The organism is Paenibacillus sp. PK1-4R (genome assembly GCF_030369595.1).
In the GTDB taxonomy this organism is placed as follows: Bacteria; Bacillota; Bacilli; order Paenibacillales; family Paenibacillaceae; genus Paenibacillus.
Genome location: NZ_CP126535.1, coordinates 2,411,127 through 2,432,347, shown reverse-complemented (window position 1 = coordinate 2,432,347; position 21,221 = coordinate 2,411,127). Strand labels below are relative to the sequence as shown.

Genomic DNA, 21,221 nt, shown 5'->3' with positions numbered 1-21,221 from the left:
CTACTGATATCATGACATATGAAGCCGTTATAACGTACGAACAAGCAGTACAGCGTATCCAGTCTATAGGGCTGCTGCCTCTGGCACCACTATTTGCCGATTATCCTTCGCTGTCATCGCTAACCCCCAAAGAACATTGGCACAAGGATGATGAACTCGATCCTTGGTTATGGCGTTCACGCCTGGCTGAGGAGGGCATTGCTGCATATGGAAAATTTGTCAAAAAGAAAGCGCTTCTTGTCTCATCTGAATACTTCCCTTGGGTACACCGACTGCTGGCCGATTCCAGAACCATCAAGGAACAGTATGAAGCGGGTCTACTCTCCCGTGAGGCGTTCAAACTCCATACGTTAGTTGCAGAACAGGAAGGCATCGATGGACGTGCCTTGCGATCACAAGCCGGTTTCGGGGCAAAAGAGGACAAAAAAACATTTGACCGTGGACTTCTGGACCTTCAGGGCTGTGCAGCCATTGTGATCAGTGGAACCAAAGAAAAAGAGGGGCTCGCAGAAGGCAAAGTTGCATGGAACAGCTCCGCATATGAAACCGCAGATCACTGGATGCAACGTCATGGCATTAAGCCATTTGAAGGCAGCATAGAAGAGGCACGTGAACTATTGACTGTGCAACTACAACAACATGCTTCACCTGCCGCATTATCAAGCATCTCCAAAGCGCTTGGCATCCGTGCAATTTAAATAAAGCCAATCCCGGTTGTAGTACAGATTTCAACCGGAATTGGCTGTGGTTCACCATATAATGCATCGTAGACGATAAGCAACATCCAGCCAGAATGAATTTAGAGAATCACGCCATCCTTGAATATGGCAATCTCCCGGAATCCATGTTGCTCACTGAGTGTATGTGACCGTCCTGAAGCAATATCAATCAGCTGGCCGAACAGCTGTATTTTGACCTCATCCATCGTCTGCCCCTCCAACAGCTGGCCTGCGTTGAAATCAATCCAGTGTTTTTTGCGATTAGCCAGATCGGATTGGGTCGCAATCTTGACGGTAGGTACCGGACCTCCGAAGGGAGTCCCCCGCCCTGTTGTGAAGAGCACAATATGTGCACCCGCCGCAGACAGTGCCGTTACAGATACCAGGTCATTACCCGGTGCTTCTACAATGTTCAGACCGGTTTGAGTTACTCGTTTGCCATAACGTAAAACGTCGACTACGGAAGAACGTCCTCCCTTTTGCGTACATCCAAGTGACTTTTCCTCCAGCGTTGTGATGCCACCAGCCTTATTACCAGGTGAAGGATTCTCATAGATGTTCTGGCCATGGTTCACAAAATATTGCTTGAAGCCGTTCACGAGGTCCACCAAATCATGAAATACCTGCTCATTGGCAGCCCGGTTCATTAAGATTGTCTCCGCACCAAACATCTCCGGAACTTCCGTCAGAATAGCCGTACCCCCGGCAGCAACCAGCATATCAGCAACTGCACCGACCAGCGGATTGGCTGTAATGCCAGATAAACCATCGGAACCGCCACACTTCAAACCAATTTTGAGTTTGCTGAGCGGAAGCGGCTGCCGTTGTTCATGTTCAGCGATCTCCACAAGTTCTTCCATCAGTCGAAGCCCTTCCTCAAGCTCGTCATCCGTTTCCTGTGCTTTGAGAAACCGTACTTTGCCGCGGTATTCCGGAGCAATACACTCTCGGAATTCATCGACCTGATTGTTCTCACAGCCCAGACCGATGACGAGCACGCCTCCTGCATTCGGATGCTCCACCAAGGAGGCCAACAACTGTTGTGTATACTTCAGATCATCACCAAGCTGTGAACACCCGAATGGATGTGGAAAGTGAAATACACCATCTACCCGGCTTCCAAACTGGGACTGCCCCATACGTGCCAATGCTTCACACACTTTATTGATACATCCAACCGTATTCACAATCCAGATCTCATTACGAATACCTGCTTCACCATTGGGGCGCAAATATCCATCGAATGAGCGCAGATGTTCGGGAGGCATGTCTGTCTGAACCTTGGCTCCCGGTTGGTACTCATATTCAAGCAATCCGTGCAGCCCTGTCTTCAGGTTGTGACTATGAATCCAGCTTCCCTGCTCGATCTGCTCTTGGGCAATCCCGATGGAGAAACCATACTTCATTACATCATCACCTGGTGCCAGCGTATGCACAGCAATCTTATGCCCCTTCGGCACGTCATCGAGCAATGTAAAGGAAACACCGTCTGGCAATGTAATACGTTCTCCTTTGGCATAATCCCGAAGCGCTATAATGACATCATCCTGTGGTTGAATGGCAATCCAGTCATTGATTGTACTTGTTGTGTTCATTTCCCTTCACCTTCCAACAATCCGATTTCACGAACAAGTGCTGCACGCAACCCTTCTCTTGCATCCAGATTTTCGCCCCAGATCAGGGTATCTGACAACACAGCCGCTACCCGGTTATCCAGTTGGTTCTGATCCCTGTTAAGCGTGTCATAACCGTCCCAGTGTGCAGCCAAAGCAGCCAGGACATCCGGGTCATCCCGCAGCAAAATGTCCTCTCCATTCAGTCGTTGTGCCTTGTAACCTTCTGGCGTATTTACCGGACGATAGAGACACAATAATCCAGCAAACCCTTGAATTAAACGTTCTGGCCAACTTGCCTGATTTTGCTCATAAGACAAAAGTGTAGGCAGCACACGAACCTTGAATTTCCCGATCGTATTCAAAGCAATATCTTGCAATTTGTGATTAATATACGGGTTAAGGAACCGTTCGAATACTTCTTCTGCATACTGGTCCAGCTGATGATCGGGCATATCCAGAGCAGGGACGATCTCCTGATGCACAGCTTCCCTGATCCATGAGCCAAAATGTGGATCTTCCATTGTTTCTCTCACATGCTGCTTGCCTTGAAGAATGCCGAGGGATGACATTAAGGTATGCGCCCCATTCAAAATACGAACCTTGCGTACCTGAAAAGGCTTCAGATCTTTCACCCAATGTACATTAAGACCTGCCTGCTTGAGAGGAAGTTTTTTGTCCAATGATTCATCACCTTGAATGGCCCAGAAATGATATGGCTCTGCCGTATTAATCAACTGGTCCTCATACCCCCAGCGATTCGTCAGGGAATCGGCTTCCTCCTGGGTCGGCGCACCTGTTACGATTCGATCTACCAGATTATTCAAGAAGTGATTATGGTTCTCGATCCATGAACGGAAGCCATCCGAATACCCATAATCCTCACTATGACGGAGGACACAACTGCGCAGCACATCACCATTGCCTTCAAGCAGTTCACATGGGAGATGAATCAAACCTCTGGATGGATCACCATCAAATTTCAAATATCGCTGATGCAGGAAAACCGTTAATTTCCCCGGAAATGATTGAACGGGTTCACCCTCGATATAGTCCGCATACGTATATTTCAATCCTGATTCGGTTGTATTGGAAATAACGAACTCAAGTGAAGGCAGTTCCGCCAAGTTCAGAAAGGCATCCCATTCCTCATACGGATTGATACACTGTGAGAAAATGGAGATCAATTCTGTCCGCTCAACCGGCTTTCCTTGAGACAGACCACGCGTAATCATTGTATATAACCCATCCTGATCGCGAATCTGCTCCAGCTTGGCCTTGCCTCCCGGTCGTGGTTGGGTAACAGCTACACTTCCATGGAATTTGCCTTGTCTGGCACTCTCATGAAGCATCCAGTCTGCAAATCCCCGCAAGAAATTACCTTCTCCAATCTGCAAAACCTTCACGGGACGCTCCATAATCTCCTTGCACTTGCGCTGACCATCGCTCCCCAGTAAATTCAGCTTCAATCTTGGCCGTTTTGTGCTTGCCGACATGGACACTCACCTCATCGATTATTTGTACTGTCGGAATGCAGCTCAAAGGCTCTGCACCCTTTTATTGTAAACGCTTTAAATCCATTGTATCATCAATAAAAGGAAATTAAATTGCTTATATTGCGGTAAATATACTCTCTCATGACCAGGTATAACATCTCGTTGAAGACGATCGTCTGGAAAGGAGTCTTTATGGAACGTTCACCTGTTCGTACGACTATTCAAGCAGAATCCGGTATTCCGTTCCGCCTGGTGTACAGCGACACCAAATCCCCTCAGAACGAATTGCCAGATCACCTTCACGACTGGCATGAAATTATCTATGTATATCGTGGACAGGGAAGCATCTTTATTGATACGGGACTTGAGAATATGCAAGAAGGAGATCTGTTCATTATACCAGGCAGCACGGTTCACCGAGCCTTGCCGGATGCAGGCAATCCTGTCACATCTTCCGCATTGTTCTTCAGCCCGGGATTGTTAGCATCCACCGCCGGAGTTGCTGCTTCTTCCTTGCTAAGCCTGTTTGAACGTTGTCGTAAACAACGCGTGTATAAGAGGCATCTGAACACAGAGGAGCAATCACAGGTGGCCGCTTTTATTGATGATATTCAGACCGAATTCCAGCTAGGTCATCATCTAAGCGCACATGCGGCCCTGTTAAGGCTGCAACTGTTACTCATTTTTCTGGAACGTCTGGAAGCTGCAGGACCTGCGAATCCGGGTAAATCCGCTCCGGGTCCCTCATGGCTCTCTTCTACGATCTCTCATATTGACGATAACCTTCGGAGTGGCCTGTCCCTCCCTGAACTGGCGCAGTATGCCTCTGTATCCCCTGCCCATTTCAGTCGTGCCTTCAAACGATACACGGGAATGACTCTAACGGATTACGCATTAGCGCGAAGGGTTATTATGGCGAAAGAGCATCTGGTGCAAGGTGATGAGACGATGGCAGCCGTTGCCGATGCTTGCGGGTTCGACAGCCTGCCTCACTTTTACCGTCAATTCAAAAAATTAACCGGTACAACCCCCGCAGCTTATCGCAGAACCATGAACAGTTCTCGTTAAAATAGAAACGCCCCAATCATATATATCCACATATTCTTCCATATGGAAGATGTGGTATGATAATCTGGATTATTACTTGTCGGAAACATTGCATTCCGTTGTCAGAGGAGCTTAGCATTCCATGTTAAACGAATTGAATCGCAGGAATATTGGCATCTTCGCCCATGTGGATGCGGGGAAAACAACTACCACCGAGCATATGTTATTTGAGAGTGGTGTCGTCCGCAGTCCGGGACGTGTAGATGACGGAACAACAGCCACAGACTCCCTGGACATTGAGAAAGAACGTGGCATATCCGTTCAGGCAGCCATGACCTCTCTGATCTGGAAGAACACCATCATTGACCTCATTGATACGCCTGGTCACATTGATTTTAGCTCCGAAGTAGAGCGAACGCTACGGGTAATGGATGGCGCTATTCTCATTCTGTCGGCAGTAGAAGGAATTCAGTCCCAGAGTGAAGCCATCTGGCATGCCCTTCGTTCACTTCGCATCCCAACCATCATCTATATTAATAAAATGGATCGGATTGGCGCATCTGCCCCAGCGGTAATGGGGCAGATTCGTTCCACCCTGTCCCCTTTCGCATGCGAAATCCAAACATGCCATATCCATGAAGGTTCATTTCATGGCATCGACTCCCTCTGGAACCCGAGTCAAGATTCTCTGTCAGATGGCACACCTTCCATTCCAGGTCTGGTCGAGATACTTGCTGAGCTGGACGAAGAGGTCATGGAAGCCTACATTCAGGAGACTCCGTTATCGCAAAAGGATCTGAATGAAGCATTCCTGCGGTATGTGCATCAGGGTGAGATGTTCCCTGTGTGTTATGGCGCTTCCGGCAAAGGAATTGGCGTCACGGCATTGCTGGACGCGGTCCTTGCATTTCTGCCTGCACCTGCACAACCAGTGGACTCTCCCGTATCCGGTGTTGTGTTCAAAATTGAACGTGATCGCACGATGGGACGCACGGCTTACGTCCGTATGTATGGTGGCAGCTTACACAATCGGGATACCATCCATAATTCGACGCGGGAGCTTGAAGAGAAAGTGACGCAGATTCGCCGCATGGATGGGTCGAAATGGGCGGATACCGGTGCCGTTCACGCGGGGCAGATTGCTATGCTGTACGGACTGAGTGACACACATGTGGGTGACATTATCGGCAATCCTGAGGGTGTGCCTCCTCTGCCACAGATGGCTGTACCTTTGCTTACCGTACAAGTGCACGGTAAGGACTCGGCACGTTACCCCGATCTTGTTGCAGCATTGCAAGAGTTGACGGATGAAGACCCCTTACTCGACCTGCAATGGTTGCCGGAGGAACGAGAACTGCATCTCAAGGTCATGGGAACCATTCAGCTTGAGATTTTATCCAGCCTGTTGCTGAGTCGTTTCGGATTGGATGTCGTGTTTGATCCGCCATCCGTCATCTATAAGGAGACACCCCGTACAGCCGGAGAAGGTTATATCGCCTATACGATGCCTAAGCCCTGCTGGGCCATCCTCCGCTTCAAGATTGAACCTTTGCCTCGCGGAAGCGGTCTGATCTATTCCTCAACCGTAAGGACAGATGATCTGCTGTTACGTTATCAGAATGAAGTTGAACGACGAATTCCGGAAGCCTTGTCTCAAGGTATGCTCGGTTGGGAAGTAACCGATCTGCGCATCACGCTGGTGGAAGGGGAACATCATGTCTGGCATACGCATCCATTGGATTTTGTCGTAGCCACGCCTATGGGAATCATGGATGGATTGTCGAGAACAGGTACCACGTTGCTGGAACCCCTTCTTCAGTTCCGGCTGACGGTCCCGGAAGAATATGGCGGTAAGGCCCTTAGCGATCTGGTACATATGCGGGCAACCTTCGAAGCCCCCGTCATTGGTAGCGGACGTTGTATTATTGAAGGAGTTATGCCTCTTACCACCTCAATGGATTATCCGGTGAAACTGCGTTCCGAGACAAGCGGCCGCGGGGTGCTTACGACTTCGTTTGCCGGATACCAAGATTGTCCTGCGGATGTGAATCATGCTCGCAAACGCAGAGGAGTTAATCCGCTGGATCAGTCGAAATATATTTTAAGTGTACGAAACGCGATTACATCATAAATGGAGTTGAACCTGTGCTTATAAAATTTCTTATCTTTGGGCTTCTATGGCGGATTGTAGGTAATCCGTTCATTGCCATCCTTATTTTACTCGTTATACTGTATTTCCTGGATCGTCGTTACGTTGGCGTATTCCCAAGCTTCACGAAACCTCTGAAGCGTATGCGTAACATCTCCCGGCTTCGGCAGCAGCTTGCCATGAGTCCCAATGAAGTTTCTTCCAAGCTGGAACTGGCTCGCCTGTTAATTGAGCGCAAGCGTTACAATGAGGCACATGCGTTATTGCTTGAACTGGAGCGCCCATACGAACAATCGGCTGAGTACTGGGAGGCATTAGGGACGACTGAGCTTCATTTGGGCAACATCGAAAAAGGCGAACGTCATATTTTGCAAGCCCTCGAGATCAACCCCAGAGTCAAGTACGGACGCCCGTACCTAACCCTTGCTGGAACCTTCAAAGATAAGCATGAGGACAAAGCGCTGGATTATGTGCATCAGTTTCAGGAGATTCATTCCTCTTCCAGTGAAGCTTATTATCTGCTCGGCTCGGTTCACCGTTCCCTCGGACGTAATGAAGACGCGAAACAGGCATACGAGCAATCGTTGAACGTTTATCGTTCGTTACCCAAATACAAAAAACGTCAGGAGCGCCGCTGGGCTGTCCGCAGTTGGTTCCGCAAACGTGGCTTGTAATGTCGTAATGTCATCCGCTATACGCTGTAATCTTCATATATCACTTTTCTAACCAATAAAAGTGCACTGATCTCTGCCCTCGTATGAGCAGAAACAGTGCACTTTATTCATAACAGCGATATTAATATACCAATATCTCACGCAGTTGTTCTTCATGAAGACGCATCCAGTCAATCCGCTGTTTGAGCTTCACAATCTGATCCACAGCCACTTCCGGCTCATCTGTACCCTCGAACATCCGATTGATGAAATGCATGACCACATCCAGACTACGCAGCAAAATCAATCGAGTTATGGCCAGCAACTCTTCCGGTTCCAGGCTGACCTGTTCCCGAAATCCCTTGATCAGTCCCTCCTGAGCCTGCCACATCCAATCTTCACTCTTGTCCATGGTAAGGAGGTCAGACATCGGAACAGCCAGCTCCATTACCCGCAAATCCCATGTCGCAAATTCAAAATCCAAAATGGCACAGATTTCACCATCCTGCTGATCTACCAATACATTCGAGGCATTCACGTCCCCATGAACCAATTGATGCGGCAGATGTTCCATTCCCCGCAGGGCTTCAAACAGATCTGGCAGCTCATCTCTCAGTTGCTTCAGCTCATTCGCACATGCGGCCAATTGGTCCGGCGGCGATGTGCATAGCTGTAATAATCGTTCTGGTGAACAGAGCGGATACGCATCCTGAATTCGATAGTACGGTGGGTATACAGGTTCAAGTGGTATATCCAACGTAGCCATAACAGAAGACAGGGCCCCCGCCGCTTTACCGAGCCCCATCAATTGATCTGGTGTAAGCCAGATGGGATTGACGCCTTCCCTATAACGAAACAGAGTCACGATTTTGGTATGACCTGTGAGGGGTTCTTTTACTGGAAGGAATGTACCTCCCTCACCAGATAACCGCCTTACAGGTGAAGGTGTATCAAGCTTAAAGTTCGAACGTTGGAGGGCTGCCAGCACCTCGTGTTCAAAGGCGATTTTCATCGGATCATTATGTGTTTCATATTGTCTCATGACGTAATTAGTCCCGTCTACATGGAGCATGTAAGTAGAATTATTCATCCCACCCTTTCCACGCTCTCCTTTCCAGTCCGATGTGAAACCATATAAAGCCAACACTTCGGAAATACGCTGCTGCTCTGAAGGATGGAGGGAACCGGAATCGATGTTTTGCACCTAAAATTAACCCCTTTATCTCACAAAATGGAACTGTCTTCTATTTATCTTAAAGGAAGTCCATCGCTCGGTCTAGTTCAGTTCCGAATCTATCAAGAGAATGGATAGTATCCAGTCCGATTAAGCTGCTCTGCAATGACACGATATCCTCTTGCATTGGGATGTACTCTGTCCCAGAACAACAGTTCACGTTCACGACCTTCAAACCTGTCATATACCTGAGCACACGCATAGTTTCCTGATCCGGCTCCATTCAGAAACGAATTATATTGGCGAACCCAGTACGCAGCTTCCGTCGCTTGTGGGTACGGGTTGTACAATCCGATGGATCGGACCATATACTCATTGTTGCGCTTTAACTGCCGAATGTGCCGCATGATCTGGGATACATTACTGCGGGTTTCTCCGAGTACCTGTGTCATTTTACTGGCATTTGGAATGCCATTACTTGCTTTGAACGTACGAATCAGATCATTCCCGCCAATGGATATGGTAATGATATCCGCTTCACGCAGCGATTGCCGTACTCGGGGATGCGAAGAGATCATCTGCAACATTTCCCCCGACGTCAGTCCATTTACGCCCATATTTTCCATGGATACAAACGTACGAACATTCATTTCTGCCATTCGTCGATATAAAGGAACAAAGCCGGTGCCCAGCAACGCTCCTGTACCTACCGTTAATGAATCGCCTATAGCCACGTATCGATATACCATCCCGTCGCCCCTCTCTGCTGTGATTTCTCTGAACCATAATGAACTGCTCTATATCTTATGATGAGTGGCGAGACAAGGCGCGGGATGGTGTCCTTAGGCATGCACCTTTCTTTTGCATAAGATTGTAGTTTTCCTGTAGAGGTAAAAAAAGAAAAAGCCCTGCCGCATAACGCGGCAGAGCCTAATCCATTGCAATGCATTACATGCCTATGGTCCGATCCGAATCAACGGAATCTGATTGTTCCTTGTTCGGGAACGGCCACCAGTTGGCCCGGCCAAACATCTTCACCATCACTGGGACGAAGAATGGCAGGAACAGCAGAGAGTACAAGATCAGTCCGCTAAGGACTACTGTGGCAATCTGCATCATCGAGAGAACACCGGATGGATACATGGCAGCAAATGTACCGCTCAGAATGACCGCTGCAGATAAAATGACGGTTCCCATGTTCTTCATCGCGTATAACATGGCATCCTGTACTTTCATACCTTTGTTCTCATTGAAACGGTCCATCAGGAAGATGCTATAATCCACACCAAGTGCAATCAGCATGACAAATCCGAAGAACGGAGTAACCCAGCTGATGCCTGCAAATCCGAGGATATTAACAAAGATCACTTCGGTTAACGCCATCGATGTGAAATAAGCCAGTAATAAGGAAACGATCAGATACAATGGCATAATGACCGAGCGAAGCAGCACGACCAGAATAATGAATGTACCCGCCAGCATCAGCATTACAGTACGTGTATAGTCGTTATTCGAGATCTCCTGCAGATCTGCAAATGTACTCGTAACGCCACCTACGGCGATGTCTGCTTTTTCAAGCGTACTGCCTTGTACCGCACGATGTACAGCCGCCTCAATGTCAGGAACACGATCAATGGCTTCTGTTCCGTATGGATTTTCGGCGAAAATAACATCAATCGTCATCGTTTTCCGATCTTGAGACAGATACGTATCAAATACCTGTGTGAAGTCTTTGCTGTTCAGTGCTTCTTCAGGAACGTACCAGCCTGCCAGATCGGAATCCGGTGAATTTTGTAATTGCGTCAGGTAGTCCTGCGCTGAATCCAGTCCCCCGGATACCTGTTTAATACCATCGACACTTTGATTCAAACCATCTGTCAGTTGTGTCAGTTGGCCACTCAGATCCGAGAAGCCTTGCTGAATTTTCTCCTGACCACCCTGAAGCTGGCCAAGTCCATCCTGAATGGAAGGAATTTCGCTAATCACTTTGCCCTGACCATCCGCAGCCTGTTTGAGACCAGATTGCAACTGACCGATTCCTGTTACAATTTGACCCAGGCCATCGGCAAGCGCCTTTTGTCCGGCTGCTGCGGAGGCAAACCCTTCATTGGCCTGATTAATTCCAGCAGCGGCTTCCCCAAGTTTGGTCTTAATCTGACCCAAACCTTGAGCAAGCTGCGCTGTGCCAGAACCTGTTTCACCAATTGTACCTTTGATACGCTGGTAATCAGCATCTTGCTGTAATTCAGGATAACGCTCTTCGAGTGCTGTGAAGGATTCAGACAGACTGGTTAGAGCTGATGAAACCCCGTTCAGCTGTTGTTCCAGTTCGCGGGTTCCATCCCCCAATGCAGCGACCCCTGCTCCCGCCTGACGATAGGCTTCAAGCAACTGATTGTTCGCCTGCGCAAGTTGATCTGCGCTCGTTTTGGCTTGCTGAAGTCCGGCTTTCAGATCACCCGCACCTGCGGAACCATCTCGAATGCCTTTTTCAATCTGCCCAAGTCCCTGACTGAGTTGCGTGATACCCGATTGCAGCTGGGCGGTCCCTTTGGTAAGTTCACCTGCTCCATCAGCAGCTTCTTTTAATTGTGGTTCATTTTTACTTAGCTGACTGCTGGCTTCACTCAGGCCATCACGGATTTTGTCCAGACCCGTCTTGCCTTCACCCAGTCCATCCGATAATGTTCCGACTTGCTGTGTAACTTCAAAATCTTTAATCTCATCACCCGTAGGTCGTGTCATACTGCGGACACCAGAGACTCCGACTACTTTCTCTACTTCCCGGCTAATTTTCTCGGCAACGGCCATATACTTCGCATTATCCATCGCTTCATCGTTCTGGATGACGATCTGACCCGGCAGTGATTCACCCGGACCAAAGCTGTCAGAGATAATGTTAAATGCTTTTACGGAATCATATTTCTCGCCAATCTCATCGAGACTGTTGAACGACAGTTTGCCATCGTAGGTTGCCAGAAGAGGCACACAGACAGCTGCAACGATGAGCAGCGCAGCCCATGGACGTTTTAGTGAAAAGCGACCAGCTGCACCATAGATCTTGCTCTCGGCATGTTCAAGTGAACCCTTCGACGGCCAGAATAACTTCTTGCCTAACACCGCCATGAAGAATGGCACGATGGTCACCAAGGCAAGCATCATCACTGCAATACCTACAGCTACGGCAACCGCAGAACGGTACAACATAAACTGGGCAAATCCGATCGCAATGAATCCAACCAGCACAGCTAGTGCTGAGAAGAGTACCGTTTTACCGGCAGTACGATAGGTCGCAATGATGGCATCCCACGTATTCTCATGATGAGCCAGTTCTTCCTTGAACCGACTGATCAACAGGATGCAGTAATCCGTACCAATCCCAAACATGACGGCGACCATAAAGATCTGTGTAAACGTGGATATCGGGAAGTCCATCCCATCCACCAGAAATGCAACAATCTGTTGCGATACAATGTAACTGATCCCCACCGTCAGCAGCGGGACAAACGGAGCTACAAACGAACGGAAGACCAGGAACAGAATGAGTAAAATAAAGACAACGGTAATATATTCCGATTTCTTAAGCCCCTCTTGTGAGCTTTCAATGGTGTCTTCATCAATCAGACCTTTACCGGTTATGTAGTACTCCACATTGACGGACTTCAATGCTTCATTCAGGTCTTCCCGCATTTCCTTGACCGTACGATCTCCCTGATCAATGGATAGCGATGTTAGAATCGTTTTGCCATCAGCTGAGATCATCTTCTCGGACAGTTCAGGCTGAGAGAAAGGTTCCAGAATGGACAGAATGCCCAGCTTCTCCTTGTCGGTCTCCAATTGCTTAACGGCCTTCTCTGCCTCTTGTTTCCCCGTGGTGCCCAGCCCATCGGGATTATAGAATACAAGGGCGATCTGGCTCCCCTGTTGTTCTCCTTTTTGTGCTGCAGCTTCATTCAGAATCGCTGCTGCCTGGGTGGAAGAGTACCCTTCCGGAACCGAAAACTGTCCCTTTTCCCGAATCAGTTCACTCATGTTAGGGGCGGTAAACATCAACACGGCAGCTACAACAACCCATAGCCCCATTAACCACCATCTTGCTTTTAGTATCGTTCTCATTCGTTCTCCCGTCCTCCTTCATGCGATAGTAAAGCTGCAAGCTTCTCAAAAGATTCAATGAAAATTCGGACTTCTTCCGGTTTAAAATGAACCAGATACGGCTCCAGAATCTGCTGTATTTCCTGTTCTGTTTCCTTGTATACCTGTCGTCCGGTATCTGTCAGTGTCAGATATACAACGCGGCGGTCACGTTCATCCCCGGCCCGATGGACCAGATCGCGATCCACCAGCTTGTTGACCAAAGCGGTAATGCTGCTCTTACCTATACACAGAAGCTCTGCAAGATCAGAGGGCGTGCAGAAAGGTTTCTCTTCAATCAGACGAAGTGCGCAGAACTGATCGGTCGTTATGGTCTGCCCCACTTGTTCACGTATCCGCGTATCAAACCGCTTATTGACCAGAAAGGAAGCATCCAAATAGCGGTTCACCAAACTTTTCGCATCCGGTGTATTCATTCTTCATTCTCCTTTCCCGAATCTATATAGTTCACTTAACGAACTATTCTTCTGTGAAACTATTCTATAATGAAACAATCTCTTAAAGCAATACTTTTTTCCTGCTATTTTGATGAAAACGACAAAAAAACAGAACGTCCGACTCAGCTCATTGCCAAATCCAACATCCTGTAATGATTATAATCCATATATTTCTTGAAGTAATAAAATACCTCTGTGCTACTCTTCGTCCGTATCTTCCTCTTTTTCAAGCACACAACGGAATCGCTCCACACCTGGATACAGTTCGCCCAAACTATATACGACGAATCCCGTATTCCGATAAAACTCCACGGCCTCCAGATCCGTCTCTGCAATCAAAGTATCAGGATTGTATTTCTCCAGCAATTGTGAAATCATGCCCCGACCATAATTTTTGAAGCGGTTCTCCGGCAGAATGGCTATATGGTGGATGGTGATCTCGCTTGAGCCAGTATGCTCATAACCGATCAGACCGATCAATTGCTCCTCTGCTTCGTATCCGGCCAGATACAGTTCGTCATTCTCTACATATTGTTTTAACGCACGTTTCAGATGATCCGGATCAGGAAAGACCGAGTAAGATAACAGCTCCTGTACTACCGGCTCTTCTATGCGTGATTTCAAATTAATTAACACCCTTATTCCTCCTATACCTTGCTTGTTTCCGTTATCGTATTGTAGTCGTTAGCCTCTCAAAGTTCAAGTCGTATAACGATTCAGCTCCGATTGAAGCACAGTTGAGATGTTATCCGATACGTTGATCTGCGCCAAATGATAGGCATCCAGCAGTGCGCCCCCAACTGCCGGCAAGTTACTGGTTATGTATTGAATTTTTTTCCCTTCGCGCATATAGGCAGCATCCAGCCCTTTCTGAACAGCCTTCACCATATATGGTGAACTCAGACAACTTCCGGTAAGCGTCATGGACACTGTTGGATGTTCAAAACAGGATGCCAGCATGAGGATTCCCACAACAGCCGTATCGGCAGCCGAGTCACATACCCTAACCGCGAGGGGAATATTCCGGACAGCTGCTTCGGTCACCAGAGGTGCCATTTGACCAAATCTCCGATTAGTAGCCTGCTGATTATCAGCAAAACCAGACACGCCCAGTTCAGCAAGCTCCCGAACAGAGCTTACATGCCAATACGTTAAAACCTGCTCAATCCATTCTTGATCCTGCAACTCATAACGTCCCGCGAGGATGGAATGCACCGTGTCGTAAGCCAAGAAACGTGCTGCTGTCGGCGCATAATGACCGAACTGATCATTGCGGAGCCAAGCTCCCTGTTCGGTTCTGCCAAGGATCAGAGATCCTGTTCCTCCAATAGCGACAATACCTGGCTCACCGTCGAAGGCCGCTGTATGGGCGATGTGCGTATCGTTTACCGCACTGATCCTGCCTGTAATCCCCGTAAGAGCGAGCAATGCCTCCGCCCAAACTGTATCTTCAGGCCGATTTAGACCCGCCATTCCTGCCTGAATGGCAGCGATCTGATCTGATTGGAGTCCAGCCTGAGTTATGGCTTCAGCGATACCCTCCAGCACATTTTGCTCAGCATGGATATCGTGATAACGATTGCAACCTCCCTTTTGCACATATGACAAAAGCTTTCCGTTCTGATCGGCGACAGCCACACGAGTGTGGCTCCCTCCTCCATCCATCCCAATCACGTATGTATTCATTCTTAATGATCTCCCTTCAGACCACACATTAAGAGTGCCGGGTCCTTTGTCAGGTCCCGGCAGAAAATTTATTGCTTTTGCACAGCGAAACGAAGCAGTTCACAACGAAATTGTGTCGGTTCATCATACTTTTCCTCTTCAATCGTCTGTGTAACATGCTCCTGAAGCAGAATATTCCAGCCTTTGTAGGCATCCTCCAGTATAGCAATCGCCTCGGCTGTGGGCAGGTTCAGCTCAATTAATGGTTTAATCTCCTTGCCTGTATTGATTTCTTTTTCCTCCACATTGGTACTCATCGTAATACAATGAATGCCACCTGTTCGAGTTCCCGCTTGTAATCGCTCTAGCGCTTCCATGAAAGCTTGCTTATTCGATACATGTTCCAGACATGAGCAAGCAGCTACATAGTCAAAATAATCCTTCTCAATTGCGTAATGCTCAACGTCTGCTTTTACAGCTTGCACGAGATGATCAACCTGATATTCTTTCGCATACTTGCGAAGTCCATCTATAGCCTCGTCCAGCAAATCTACACCGATGACTTCACTATTCGTTTGTGCAAGACGCTGTGCAATCGGTATCGTATGCCTTCCCACTCCGCATCCCAGATCGAGGACACGCAATTCCTCCTTGTGAACAAGGAGACGTTCCAGCATATCCATCACCATAGGCATGGGCCTCGACATCCAGGTACCGGAGGCGAATAATTCATTATTCTGATAGAAATTGGAATGATAACCTGCCTCTGCTTTTCGAGCAGCCTCAAATTGTTCATTTCCCATCAAGACACCCCCATCGCTTAGAAAATGATTTGCATCTTCTACTTAATACCCAGATTGTCACAAAAAAATCAATTAAACGCCGCACCCCTTAATTATTGGCATACCTATATACACAAGGTCATCGCTTTACTTGGCCTCTGAACTTTCAGGTACGAAGCACGAAGGCGACAGATTTTTCTTCATAAAGGATTCCAGTGCCGCTTCATATCCGGTGCGATCAACTTGAAACGCTGTGCCATGACCCGCACGGGGGACGGTCAGCAATTCCTTTTTGGTTGGGCAAGCTTCATACAACCTGTACACCATTTCCGTTGGTACAAATGTATCAGCCTCACCGTGGATGAACAGCACGGGAACGTTAACTTTGGCAAGCTGCTTGAGTGCCGAAGCCTCTCTAAAGGAATACCCTGCTTTCCACCGGGAAATTAGACTTGTGACAGGTATAAAAGGAAATGCAGGTAGCTTGTATAATTGCTTTAACTGGAACGTCAGTTCTTCTTCCACGGATGTATACGCACAATCAGACACAATCGCTTTGACCTGAGTCGGCAGGGCTTCACCACCTGTCATCAGTACGGTTGCTCCTCCCATGGATATGCCGTGCAATATGATTTCCCCTTGTGTACCCACTTTTTCAAGCACCCAGTTGGTCCACTGGACATAATCCTTCCGATCTAACCAGCCAAAACCGATGATATCACCTTCACTCTGTCCATGACCTCGATCATCTGGCATGAGTATGTTATAACCGTGCTTTTCCGCATAAAACCGGGCAAAACCAGCCATTTCTCTGCCTCTCCCCGAATAACCATGTGCCAGAATAACCGTCTGATCCGCCCCTTTATTGGAACCGAGCCATGTACCATACAGTTTTAATCCATCATGTGATTGAAGAGATATCTCTTCTGTAGGCTGAGCATCCAGCCACTTCAGGTCAGAAGCACTGCTAATGATTTCATTGTCCGGTTCAGGCATCAGATTCGGATTATCCACCAAAAATGTTTTTGGCGTACGGCGAATGGCAGTTTTGAAAAAATAAAGCCCACCTGTCCACAGAAGAGCAAGAACGATCAGTACCAGTGCTGCAAGTACGTAAAATAACATGAACGGGTCCTACCCTCTTTCCTTATTAGAATGTTCAATCTTTACTTACTCGTTGCAGTGACGCACATGCTGCTTGATAGGCGGGTAACAAAGCATCCAGCAAAGGTTCTGCTTTCCGTGATTGACCTTCCTTCGCGAACTGCTCTATCCGGGCAAACAAAGTTGATAGATAACGAATCCCCAGACTCAGACTCCCTGATTTCAGATCATGGGCTACCTCGGTTGCAGCAACATGGTCGCCGGACACAATATGTCTGCGCAGCACCTCAATCTTGCCAGGTGTTTCGGTACGATACATGTCCAACAACATACCAAGGAGTGTACGATCGCCATCGGTGTTTAATTCCGCAATCTCATGTACGATGCTCATATTTAGTACCTCTGTCGGTTCGAAGGATTGCTGCCACTTCTCGATCATCTTACTCAAAATTTCCAGTGTGAAGGGTTTGCCAATAAAGTCATTCATCCCGGCTTCCATACACTTGTCTTTTTCTCCCTGCATGACATTACCTGTCATTGCAATAATGGGTGTGGAATGGCGCATTTCATCCATTTCGATCGAGCGGATTTTGCGTGTTGCCTCCAAACCGTCCATCAATGGCATCATATAGTCCATGAGAATCAAACTGTATTTTTTGCTGAGAAAAGCAGCTATTGCCTCTTCCCCATTCACTACAGCGTCCACTTGGGTTATTCCCAGTTTCTTGAGCTGTAACATAACAAGCTGTCGGTTGATGACATTATCATCGGCCAGCAATACAGATACAGAAGGAGCTTCATCATCCATATCCTGCCCCTGATGCTCTTGAGCGGAAGCAACAGACTGATTAGCGGATTGGTTACCGTCTTTCTTACCAAGTGTAAGTTCGAACCAGAATGTTGATCCTTCACCCTCCTGACTGTCTACTCCAATCCGACCTTCCATCAGTGTAACGAGAGACTTGCAGATCGATAATCCAAGGCCCGTTCCTCCATACTCACTTGAGCGTCCTCGTTCAGTCTGCACGTAGGGTTGAAATAACTGGTTCTGATCTTCTTCCGAGATACCAATCCCCGTGTCTTCGACTTCAAATCGGATCATTTGTGTAATCTCATCATCTTCCATAAGGGTAACTCGTATCCGCACTGTACCTTCTGATGTGAATTTGTTCGCATTCTGAATTAAATTGATCAGTATCTGTGTAATCCTCGTTGGATCCCCTTCAAGAAGAGTAGAGATTCTGGGGTCACAGTCTATCGATAACTGATTTCCGTTCTTTCTGACTTGGGGTTCGAGCAAACGAACAATATAGTTTATCGTCTCTTGCAGATCCACTTCTCCCAGTTCAAGTCGCATCTGACCCGCCTCAAGTTTGGACAGATCCAGAAGATCCTGAATCAGCTTAAGCAGCAGTTTGGCAGCATCCTGTATAACGGAGACCGAATTCTCCTGTTCTTCAGACAAGGGAGACAACTTGAGCATCTCAGCCATCCCCAATATGCCATTTAATGGTGTACGAAAATCATGACTGATACCTGCAATAAATGCGATTTTTGAATCACCTGCATCTACTGCTTGCTGACGTGCAGCTTCAAGACTGTTATTGTTCTTTGCAAGCAGACGCTGGAGTGTCACCAGTTCATTATTCATATCCGAGAATTCTGCAAGTGTCCGTTCCTCTTGCTCTTTACTCCGAATCATCTGATCCGATAACTGCTCAATCGTTCTGCGTAGCCTCTGTATCTCTCCGCTCTCATTAGACATCACATCATCCCTCTCTTAATCCCTAACCATATCAAGCTGATTACATGTAGCTGGCTGAGCCAGTAATTGTTCTGCAACCGCTACCGCTTCATCGGCTCCTGGAGCATAACCATCAGCTCCTATCGTTTTCCACAACTCCTGATCAATATTAAAGGGATACCCCCCAACCATAATCTTCACATGTGCCGTTGCCGGATGATGACGGATCAGATGAATCAACTCTTTGGCCAGATGAAGGTGATACGTCATCGTAACTGAAATCGCAACAACATCGCCCTGATGCCGCTCTATAGCCTCTATTACACTTCCATTGGGAACATTGGCTCCCAGATAGTGCGTATCCCAACCTTCCATCTCGAACACATCTGTGAGCATACGCAGTCCGATCTCATGTTGTTCACTACCTACACAGGTAGCCACTAGCCTTTTATCCTGACCTGTATGAATTAACCAGCGAGAATAAAGACGTGATATGAATGACTGGGTCGCTGCCGTACAAAAGTGTTCTTGCCCCACACTGATACGATGGCATTGCCACAATCGTCCAATTTCATATTGGGTGGGCTGAAAGATATATCGATAAATATCACGAATCGTCACCCCAGCTTCTAACTGGGCTTCAATGATCTCGAAGGCTTCTTTCCGTTTATTCTCAAGCAAACACTGCAAGTACGATTGCGCGGCATCTCCATATGGCATGGATTCGTTGATGTAACCCGCCTGTGACTCCATGTGTGTTGTTCTATATATTCCCATCTCCAGGTACTCGAGCAAAAATGCCTTTGACGGATGGTCAAATTCTTCTTCCAATGTCTCTTTGATCAGATTGAGATTAATCGCCAGGTCTTCTGGTGATACCTTATAACCCTCAAGTAGAACTTTCAGCCAGGCAATATAATGAGTAAACAGACCTGGACTCTGTACGAGCGCACTTTCTGCCAAATAGTTCAAGCTATACTCCGAATCCTGTTTGGTTCGCATTTTTCCATTCTCGCCAAATCGCTCAAGTAAATCGGGCTGTCTGAGATACTGTTTCTCCGTTATTTTATCAGCTAATTTCGCAGATTCTTGGAGCAAACGTTCTCCTGCTTCTTGATGACTCATAGATGCACCTCTCCTCTACCCGCATCACATCTCCATCATCATTCGTGACTAATCCAGAATGAGATCGATGTTAGCTAACTTGCAATCGGGATAGGTTCTTCTACTTGATCCAATCCATCCATTCCGCTCTTAATCGTTCTGTTCCATTATACATGAACTTTCGATGATCATGTTTTACACACGATGAATGTATAGAACAATCTTCCTATATTATGGAGGGCCTTGCAAGCCAGTCAGCCAGTATATGCCTGTACTTTTCGAGATCCACAAAAAAACTGACCTGCGTTATGAACGCAAGTCAGTTTTCCCTTCTGCCGCCAATCCCAGCTTCTTCAACATCTTAATCGCATCCACTTTCTCGGAAGGGTCAAGTCCTTCCAAAGCATCAATGATGACCTGATGGTGTTGAGGAAATATCTGTGTGAACAATTCTCTTCCTTCCTCGGTTAACTCAGCGTAAATGACACGCCGATCTTCTTTGGATGGTCGACGAAACAGCAGATTTTTATTTTGCAACTTATCTACAACGTACGTAATATTACCACTGGACATTAACACCTTTTCACCAATCTTTTGCAATGCCTGCGGTCCCTTATGATATAACAAATCAAGCACACCAAATTCTGTCGTATTCAGTCCGTGACTCTGGATGTCCCGATTGGAACGTGAGGTCACAGAATTGTAGGCCCGAACAAGAACCACGAATAATTGTAAAGACAGTTCCCGGTTGTCCTCCGTGTTCAGCATTTCAATAATCCTCCATCAGTTGTTTACATTTCGGCTCGTATGAGAGGCCCGCTTCTGCTCCCACTCCTCACGGAGCATCCCCATACGAATTGAATCATAGTACTGCCCGCGAACGATACGACACTTTTCGCCCCTCCACCTGTAATCCGGCTCTCACAGCCGCACGCATCATACGTTCATTACCAGACCAAGTAGTCAATCCAACCCGAACCAAAGGCATCTGTTCGAACAAATGACTTGACCACATGGTAAGTGAACGTGTGCCAACCCCGCGTCCCCACTGGACAGATCTGTATATTACAATCCCCATTTCCAGCCACATGGATAACTCATCTTCTATGTAATAGCTGATTGTACCCACAATTTGTCTGTCGGATTCAATAATACGGATTGACACGGGTTTGGAATCGCCTGGATCTACGTCCATACGTTTGAGCATACCTTGTTCAAAACTTTCATAACTTTCGTGTTTAAGTGGGTAATAGGGTGCATCCCATTGCTTCCATTCAGGTACGTCATCACTGTAGATCAATTCATAGAGCTCTTTCAGATCCTGTTTCTCCACACACCTGAGTACAAGTTCACCATCAACGATAGGCAGTTCTTTCATA

General features: G+C 47.4%; 18 protein-coding genes. 4 read left to right on the top strand and 14 right to left on the bottom strand.

The genetic code is table 11. The features are described 5' to 3' along the window. Nucleotides 1–11 precede the first annotated feature (11 nt). A complete protein-coding gene (locus QNO02_RS10635) occupies nt 12–698 on the top strand; it encodes an AlkZ-related protein (RefSeq protein WP_289391971.1) in 687 nt (228 codons plus the stop codon). A gap of 101 nt (nt 699–799) precedes the next feature. Here the strand turns inward: QNO02_RS10635 and QNO02_RS10630 are convergent, their stop codons facing one another. Both QNO02_RS10630 and QNO02_RS10625 read right to left on the bottom strand, forming a co-directional pair. After that, on the bottom strand, nt 800–2,314 hold the full coding sequence (locus QNO02_RS10630) for a UxaA family hydrolase (RefSeq protein ID WP_289391970.1): 1,515 nt from the start codon (nt 2,312–2,314) through the stop codon (nt 800–802). Continuing rightward, complete coding sequence (locus tag QNO02_RS10625; protein ID WP_289391969.1) at nt 2,311–3,828, bottom strand: tagaturonate reductase; 1,518 nt, start codon at nt 3,826–3,828, stop codon at nt 2,311–2,313. Before QNO02_RS10625 ends, QNO02_RS10630 begins: the two co-directional genes overlap by 4 nt. 192 nt (nt 3,829–4,020) lie before the next feature. On the opposite strand from QNO02_RS10625, the gene QNO02_RS10620 reads away from it, so the two are divergent. The 3 genes from QNO02_RS10620 (at nt 4,021) to QNO02_RS10610 (ending at nt 7,698) form a co-directional block, all read left to right on the top strand. Next, nucleotides 4,021–4,896 (top strand): AraC family transcriptional regulator, encoded by an 876-nt coding sequence (locus QNO02_RS10620; protein WP_289391968.1) that lies wholly within the window; start codon nt 4,021–4,023, stop codon nt 4,894–4,896. A 121-nt stretch (nt 4,897–5,017) separates the two neighbouring features. Continuing rightward, on the top strand, nt 5,018–7,006 hold the full coding sequence (locus QNO02_RS10615) for an elongation factor G (protein WP_289391967.1): 1,989 nt from the start codon (nt 5,018–5,020) through the stop codon (nt 7,004–7,006). 14 nt (nt 7,007–7,020) lie between these two features. Then, nucleotides 7,021–7,698 (top strand): tetratricopeptide repeat protein, encoded by a 678-nt coding sequence (locus tag QNO02_RS10610; RefSeq protein ID WP_289391966.1) that lies wholly within the window; start codon nt 7,021–7,023, stop codon nt 7,696–7,698. Between the two features lie 121 nt (nt 7,699–7,819). Here the strand turns inward: QNO02_RS10610 and QNO02_RS10605 are convergent, their stop codons facing one another. From QNO02_RS10605 to QNO02_RS10550, 12 genes are all read right to left on the bottom strand, one after another. After that, nucleotides 7,820–8,881 carry a phosphotransferase gene (locus tag QNO02_RS10605; RefSeq protein WP_289391965.1) on the bottom strand — a complete coding sequence of 354 codons (1,062 nt, stop codon included), beginning with the start codon at nt 8,879–8,881 and terminating at the stop codon, nt 7,820–7,822. A gap of 92 nt (nt 8,882–8,973) precedes the next feature. Further along, nucleotides 8,974–9,600, bottom strand: a complete 627-nt coding sequence (locus QNO02_RS10600; protein WP_091032011.1) for an SGNH/GDSL hydrolase family protein — start codon at nt 9,598–9,600, stop codon at nt 8,974–8,976. A 199-nt stretch (nt 9,601–9,799) separates the two neighbouring features. Next, on the bottom strand, nt 9,800–12,967 hold the full coding sequence (locus QNO02_RS10595) for an MMPL/RND family transporter (RefSeq protein WP_289391964.1): 3,168 nt from the start codon (nt 12,965–12,967) through the stop codon (nt 9,800–9,802). Beyond that, entirely contained in the window at nt 12,964–13,422 is a 459-nt protein-coding gene (locus QNO02_RS10590) for a MarR family winged helix-turn-helix transcriptional regulator (RefSeq protein WP_289391963.1), read from the bottom strand. The genes QNO02_RS10595 and QNO02_RS10590 overlap by 4 nt, the downstream gene beginning before the upstream one ends. A 219-nt stretch (nt 13,423–13,641) precedes the next feature. Then, complete coding sequence (locus QNO02_RS10585; protein ID WP_062833732.1) at nt 13,642–14,079, bottom strand: GNAT family N-acetyltransferase; 438 nt, start codon at nt 14,077–14,079, stop codon at nt 13,642–13,644. A 63-nt stretch (nt 14,080–14,142) separates the two neighbouring features. Next, the gene (locus QNO02_RS10580) at nt 14,143–15,129 is read right to left on the bottom strand and encodes an N-acetylglucosamine kinase (protein WP_289391962.1); all 987 of its coding nucleotides are present in this window, start codon (nt 15,127–15,129) and stop codon (nt 14,143–14,145) included. Between the two features lie 68 nt (nt 15,130–15,197). Next, entirely contained in the window at nt 15,198–15,911 is a 714-nt protein-coding gene (locus tag QNO02_RS10575; RefSeq protein WP_289391961.1) for a class I SAM-dependent methyltransferase, read from the bottom strand. A gap of 126 nt (nt 15,912–16,037) precedes the next feature. After that, nucleotides 16,038–17,015: an alpha/beta hydrolase gene (locus tag QNO02_RS10570; protein WP_249911120.1), complete on the bottom strand. Its 978-nt coding sequence runs from the start codon at nt 17,013–17,015 to the stop codon at nt 16,038–16,040. A 34-nt stretch (nt 17,016–17,049) separates the two neighbouring features. Beyond that, nucleotides 17,050–18,759 carry an ATP-binding protein gene (locus tag QNO02_RS10565; RefSeq protein ID WP_289391960.1) on the bottom strand — a complete coding sequence of 570 codons (1,710 nt, stop codon included), beginning with the start codon at nt 18,757–18,759 and terminating at the stop codon, nt 17,050–17,052. Between the two features lie 15 nt (nt 18,760–18,774). After that, nucleotides 18,775–19,863 carry a cobalamin B12-binding domain-containing protein gene (locus QNO02_RS10560; RefSeq protein ID WP_289391959.1) on the bottom strand — a complete coding sequence of 363 codons (1,089 nt, stop codon included), beginning with the start codon at nt 19,861–19,863 and terminating at the stop codon, nt 18,775–18,777. Nucleotides 19,864–20,148: 285 nt separating this feature from the next. Then, on the bottom strand, nt 20,149–20,610 hold the full coding sequence (locus QNO02_RS10555; RefSeq protein WP_017689273.1) for a MarR family winged helix-turn-helix transcriptional regulator: 462 nt from the start codon (nt 20,608–20,610) through the stop codon (nt 20,149–20,151). Between the two features lie 94 nt (nt 20,611–20,704). Beyond that, entirely contained in the window at nt 20,705–21,220 is a 516-nt protein-coding gene (locus QNO02_RS10550) for a GNAT family N-acetyltransferase (RefSeq protein WP_353959108.1), read from the bottom strand. Between the last annotated feature and the right edge of the window lies 1 nt (nt 21,221).

What these genes read in the sequence shown, in the direction of transcription:
- QNO02_RS10590 (WP_289391963.1), bottom strand. Translation starts at nt 13,422, where the DNA reads ATGAATACACCGGATGCGAAAAGTTTGGTGAACCGCTATTTGGATGCT.
- QNO02_RS10630 (WP_289391970.1), bottom strand. Translation starts at nt 2,314, where the DNA reads ATGAACACAACAAGTACAATCAATGACTGGATTGCCATTCAACCACAG.
- QNO02_RS10625 (WP_289391969.1), bottom strand. Translation starts at nt 3,828, where the DNA reads ATGTCGGCAAGCACAAAACGGCCAAGATTGAAGCTGAATTTACTGGGG.
- QNO02_RS10560 (WP_289391959.1), bottom strand. Translation starts at nt 19,863, where the DNA reads ATGAGTCATCAAGAAGCAGGAGAACGTTTGCTCCAAGAATCTGCGAAA.
- QNO02_RS10575 (WP_289391961.1), bottom strand. Translation starts at nt 15,911, where the DNA reads ATGGGAAATGAACAATTTGAGGCTGCTCGAAAAGCAGAGGCAGGTTAT.
- QNO02_RS10600 (WP_091032011.1), bottom strand. Translation starts at nt 9,600, where the DNA reads ATGGTATATCGATACGTGGCTATAGGCGATTCATTAACGGTAGGTACA.
- QNO02_RS10565 (WP_289391960.1), bottom strand. Translation starts at nt 18,759, where the DNA reads ATGTCTAATGAGAGCGGAGAGATACAGAGGCTACGCAGAACGATTGAG.
- QNO02_RS10615 (WP_289391967.1), top strand. Translation starts at nt 5,018, where the DNA reads ATGTTAAACGAATTGAATCGCAGGAATATTGGCATCTTCGCCCATGTG.
- QNO02_RS10570 (WP_249911120.1), bottom strand. Translation starts at nt 17,015, where the DNA reads ATGTTATTTTACGTACTTGCAGCACTGGTACTGATCGTTCTTGCTCTT.
- QNO02_RS10620 (WP_289391968.1), top strand. Translation starts at nt 4,021, where the DNA reads ATGGAACGTTCACCTGTTCGTACGACTATTCAAGCAGAATCCGGTATT.
- QNO02_RS10555 (WP_017689273.1), bottom strand. Translation starts at nt 20,610, where the DNA reads ATGCTGAACACGGAGGACAACCGGGAACTGTCTTTACAATTATTCGTG.
- QNO02_RS10635 (WP_289391971.1), top strand. Translation starts at nt 12, where the DNA reads ATGACATATGAAGCCGTTATAACGTACGAACAAGCAGTACAGCGTATC.
- QNO02_RS10550 (WP_353959108.1), bottom strand. Translation starts at nt 21,220, where the DNA reads ATGAAAGAACTGCCTATCGTTGATGGTGAACTTGTACTCAGGTGTGTG.
- QNO02_RS10595 (WP_289391964.1), bottom strand. Translation starts at nt 12,967, where the DNA reads ATGAGAACGATACTAAAAGCAAGATGGTGGTTAATGGGGCTATGGGTT.
- QNO02_RS10580 (WP_289391962.1), bottom strand. Translation starts at nt 15,129, where the DNA reads ATGAATACATACGTGATTGGGATGGATGGAGGAGGGAGCCACACTCGT.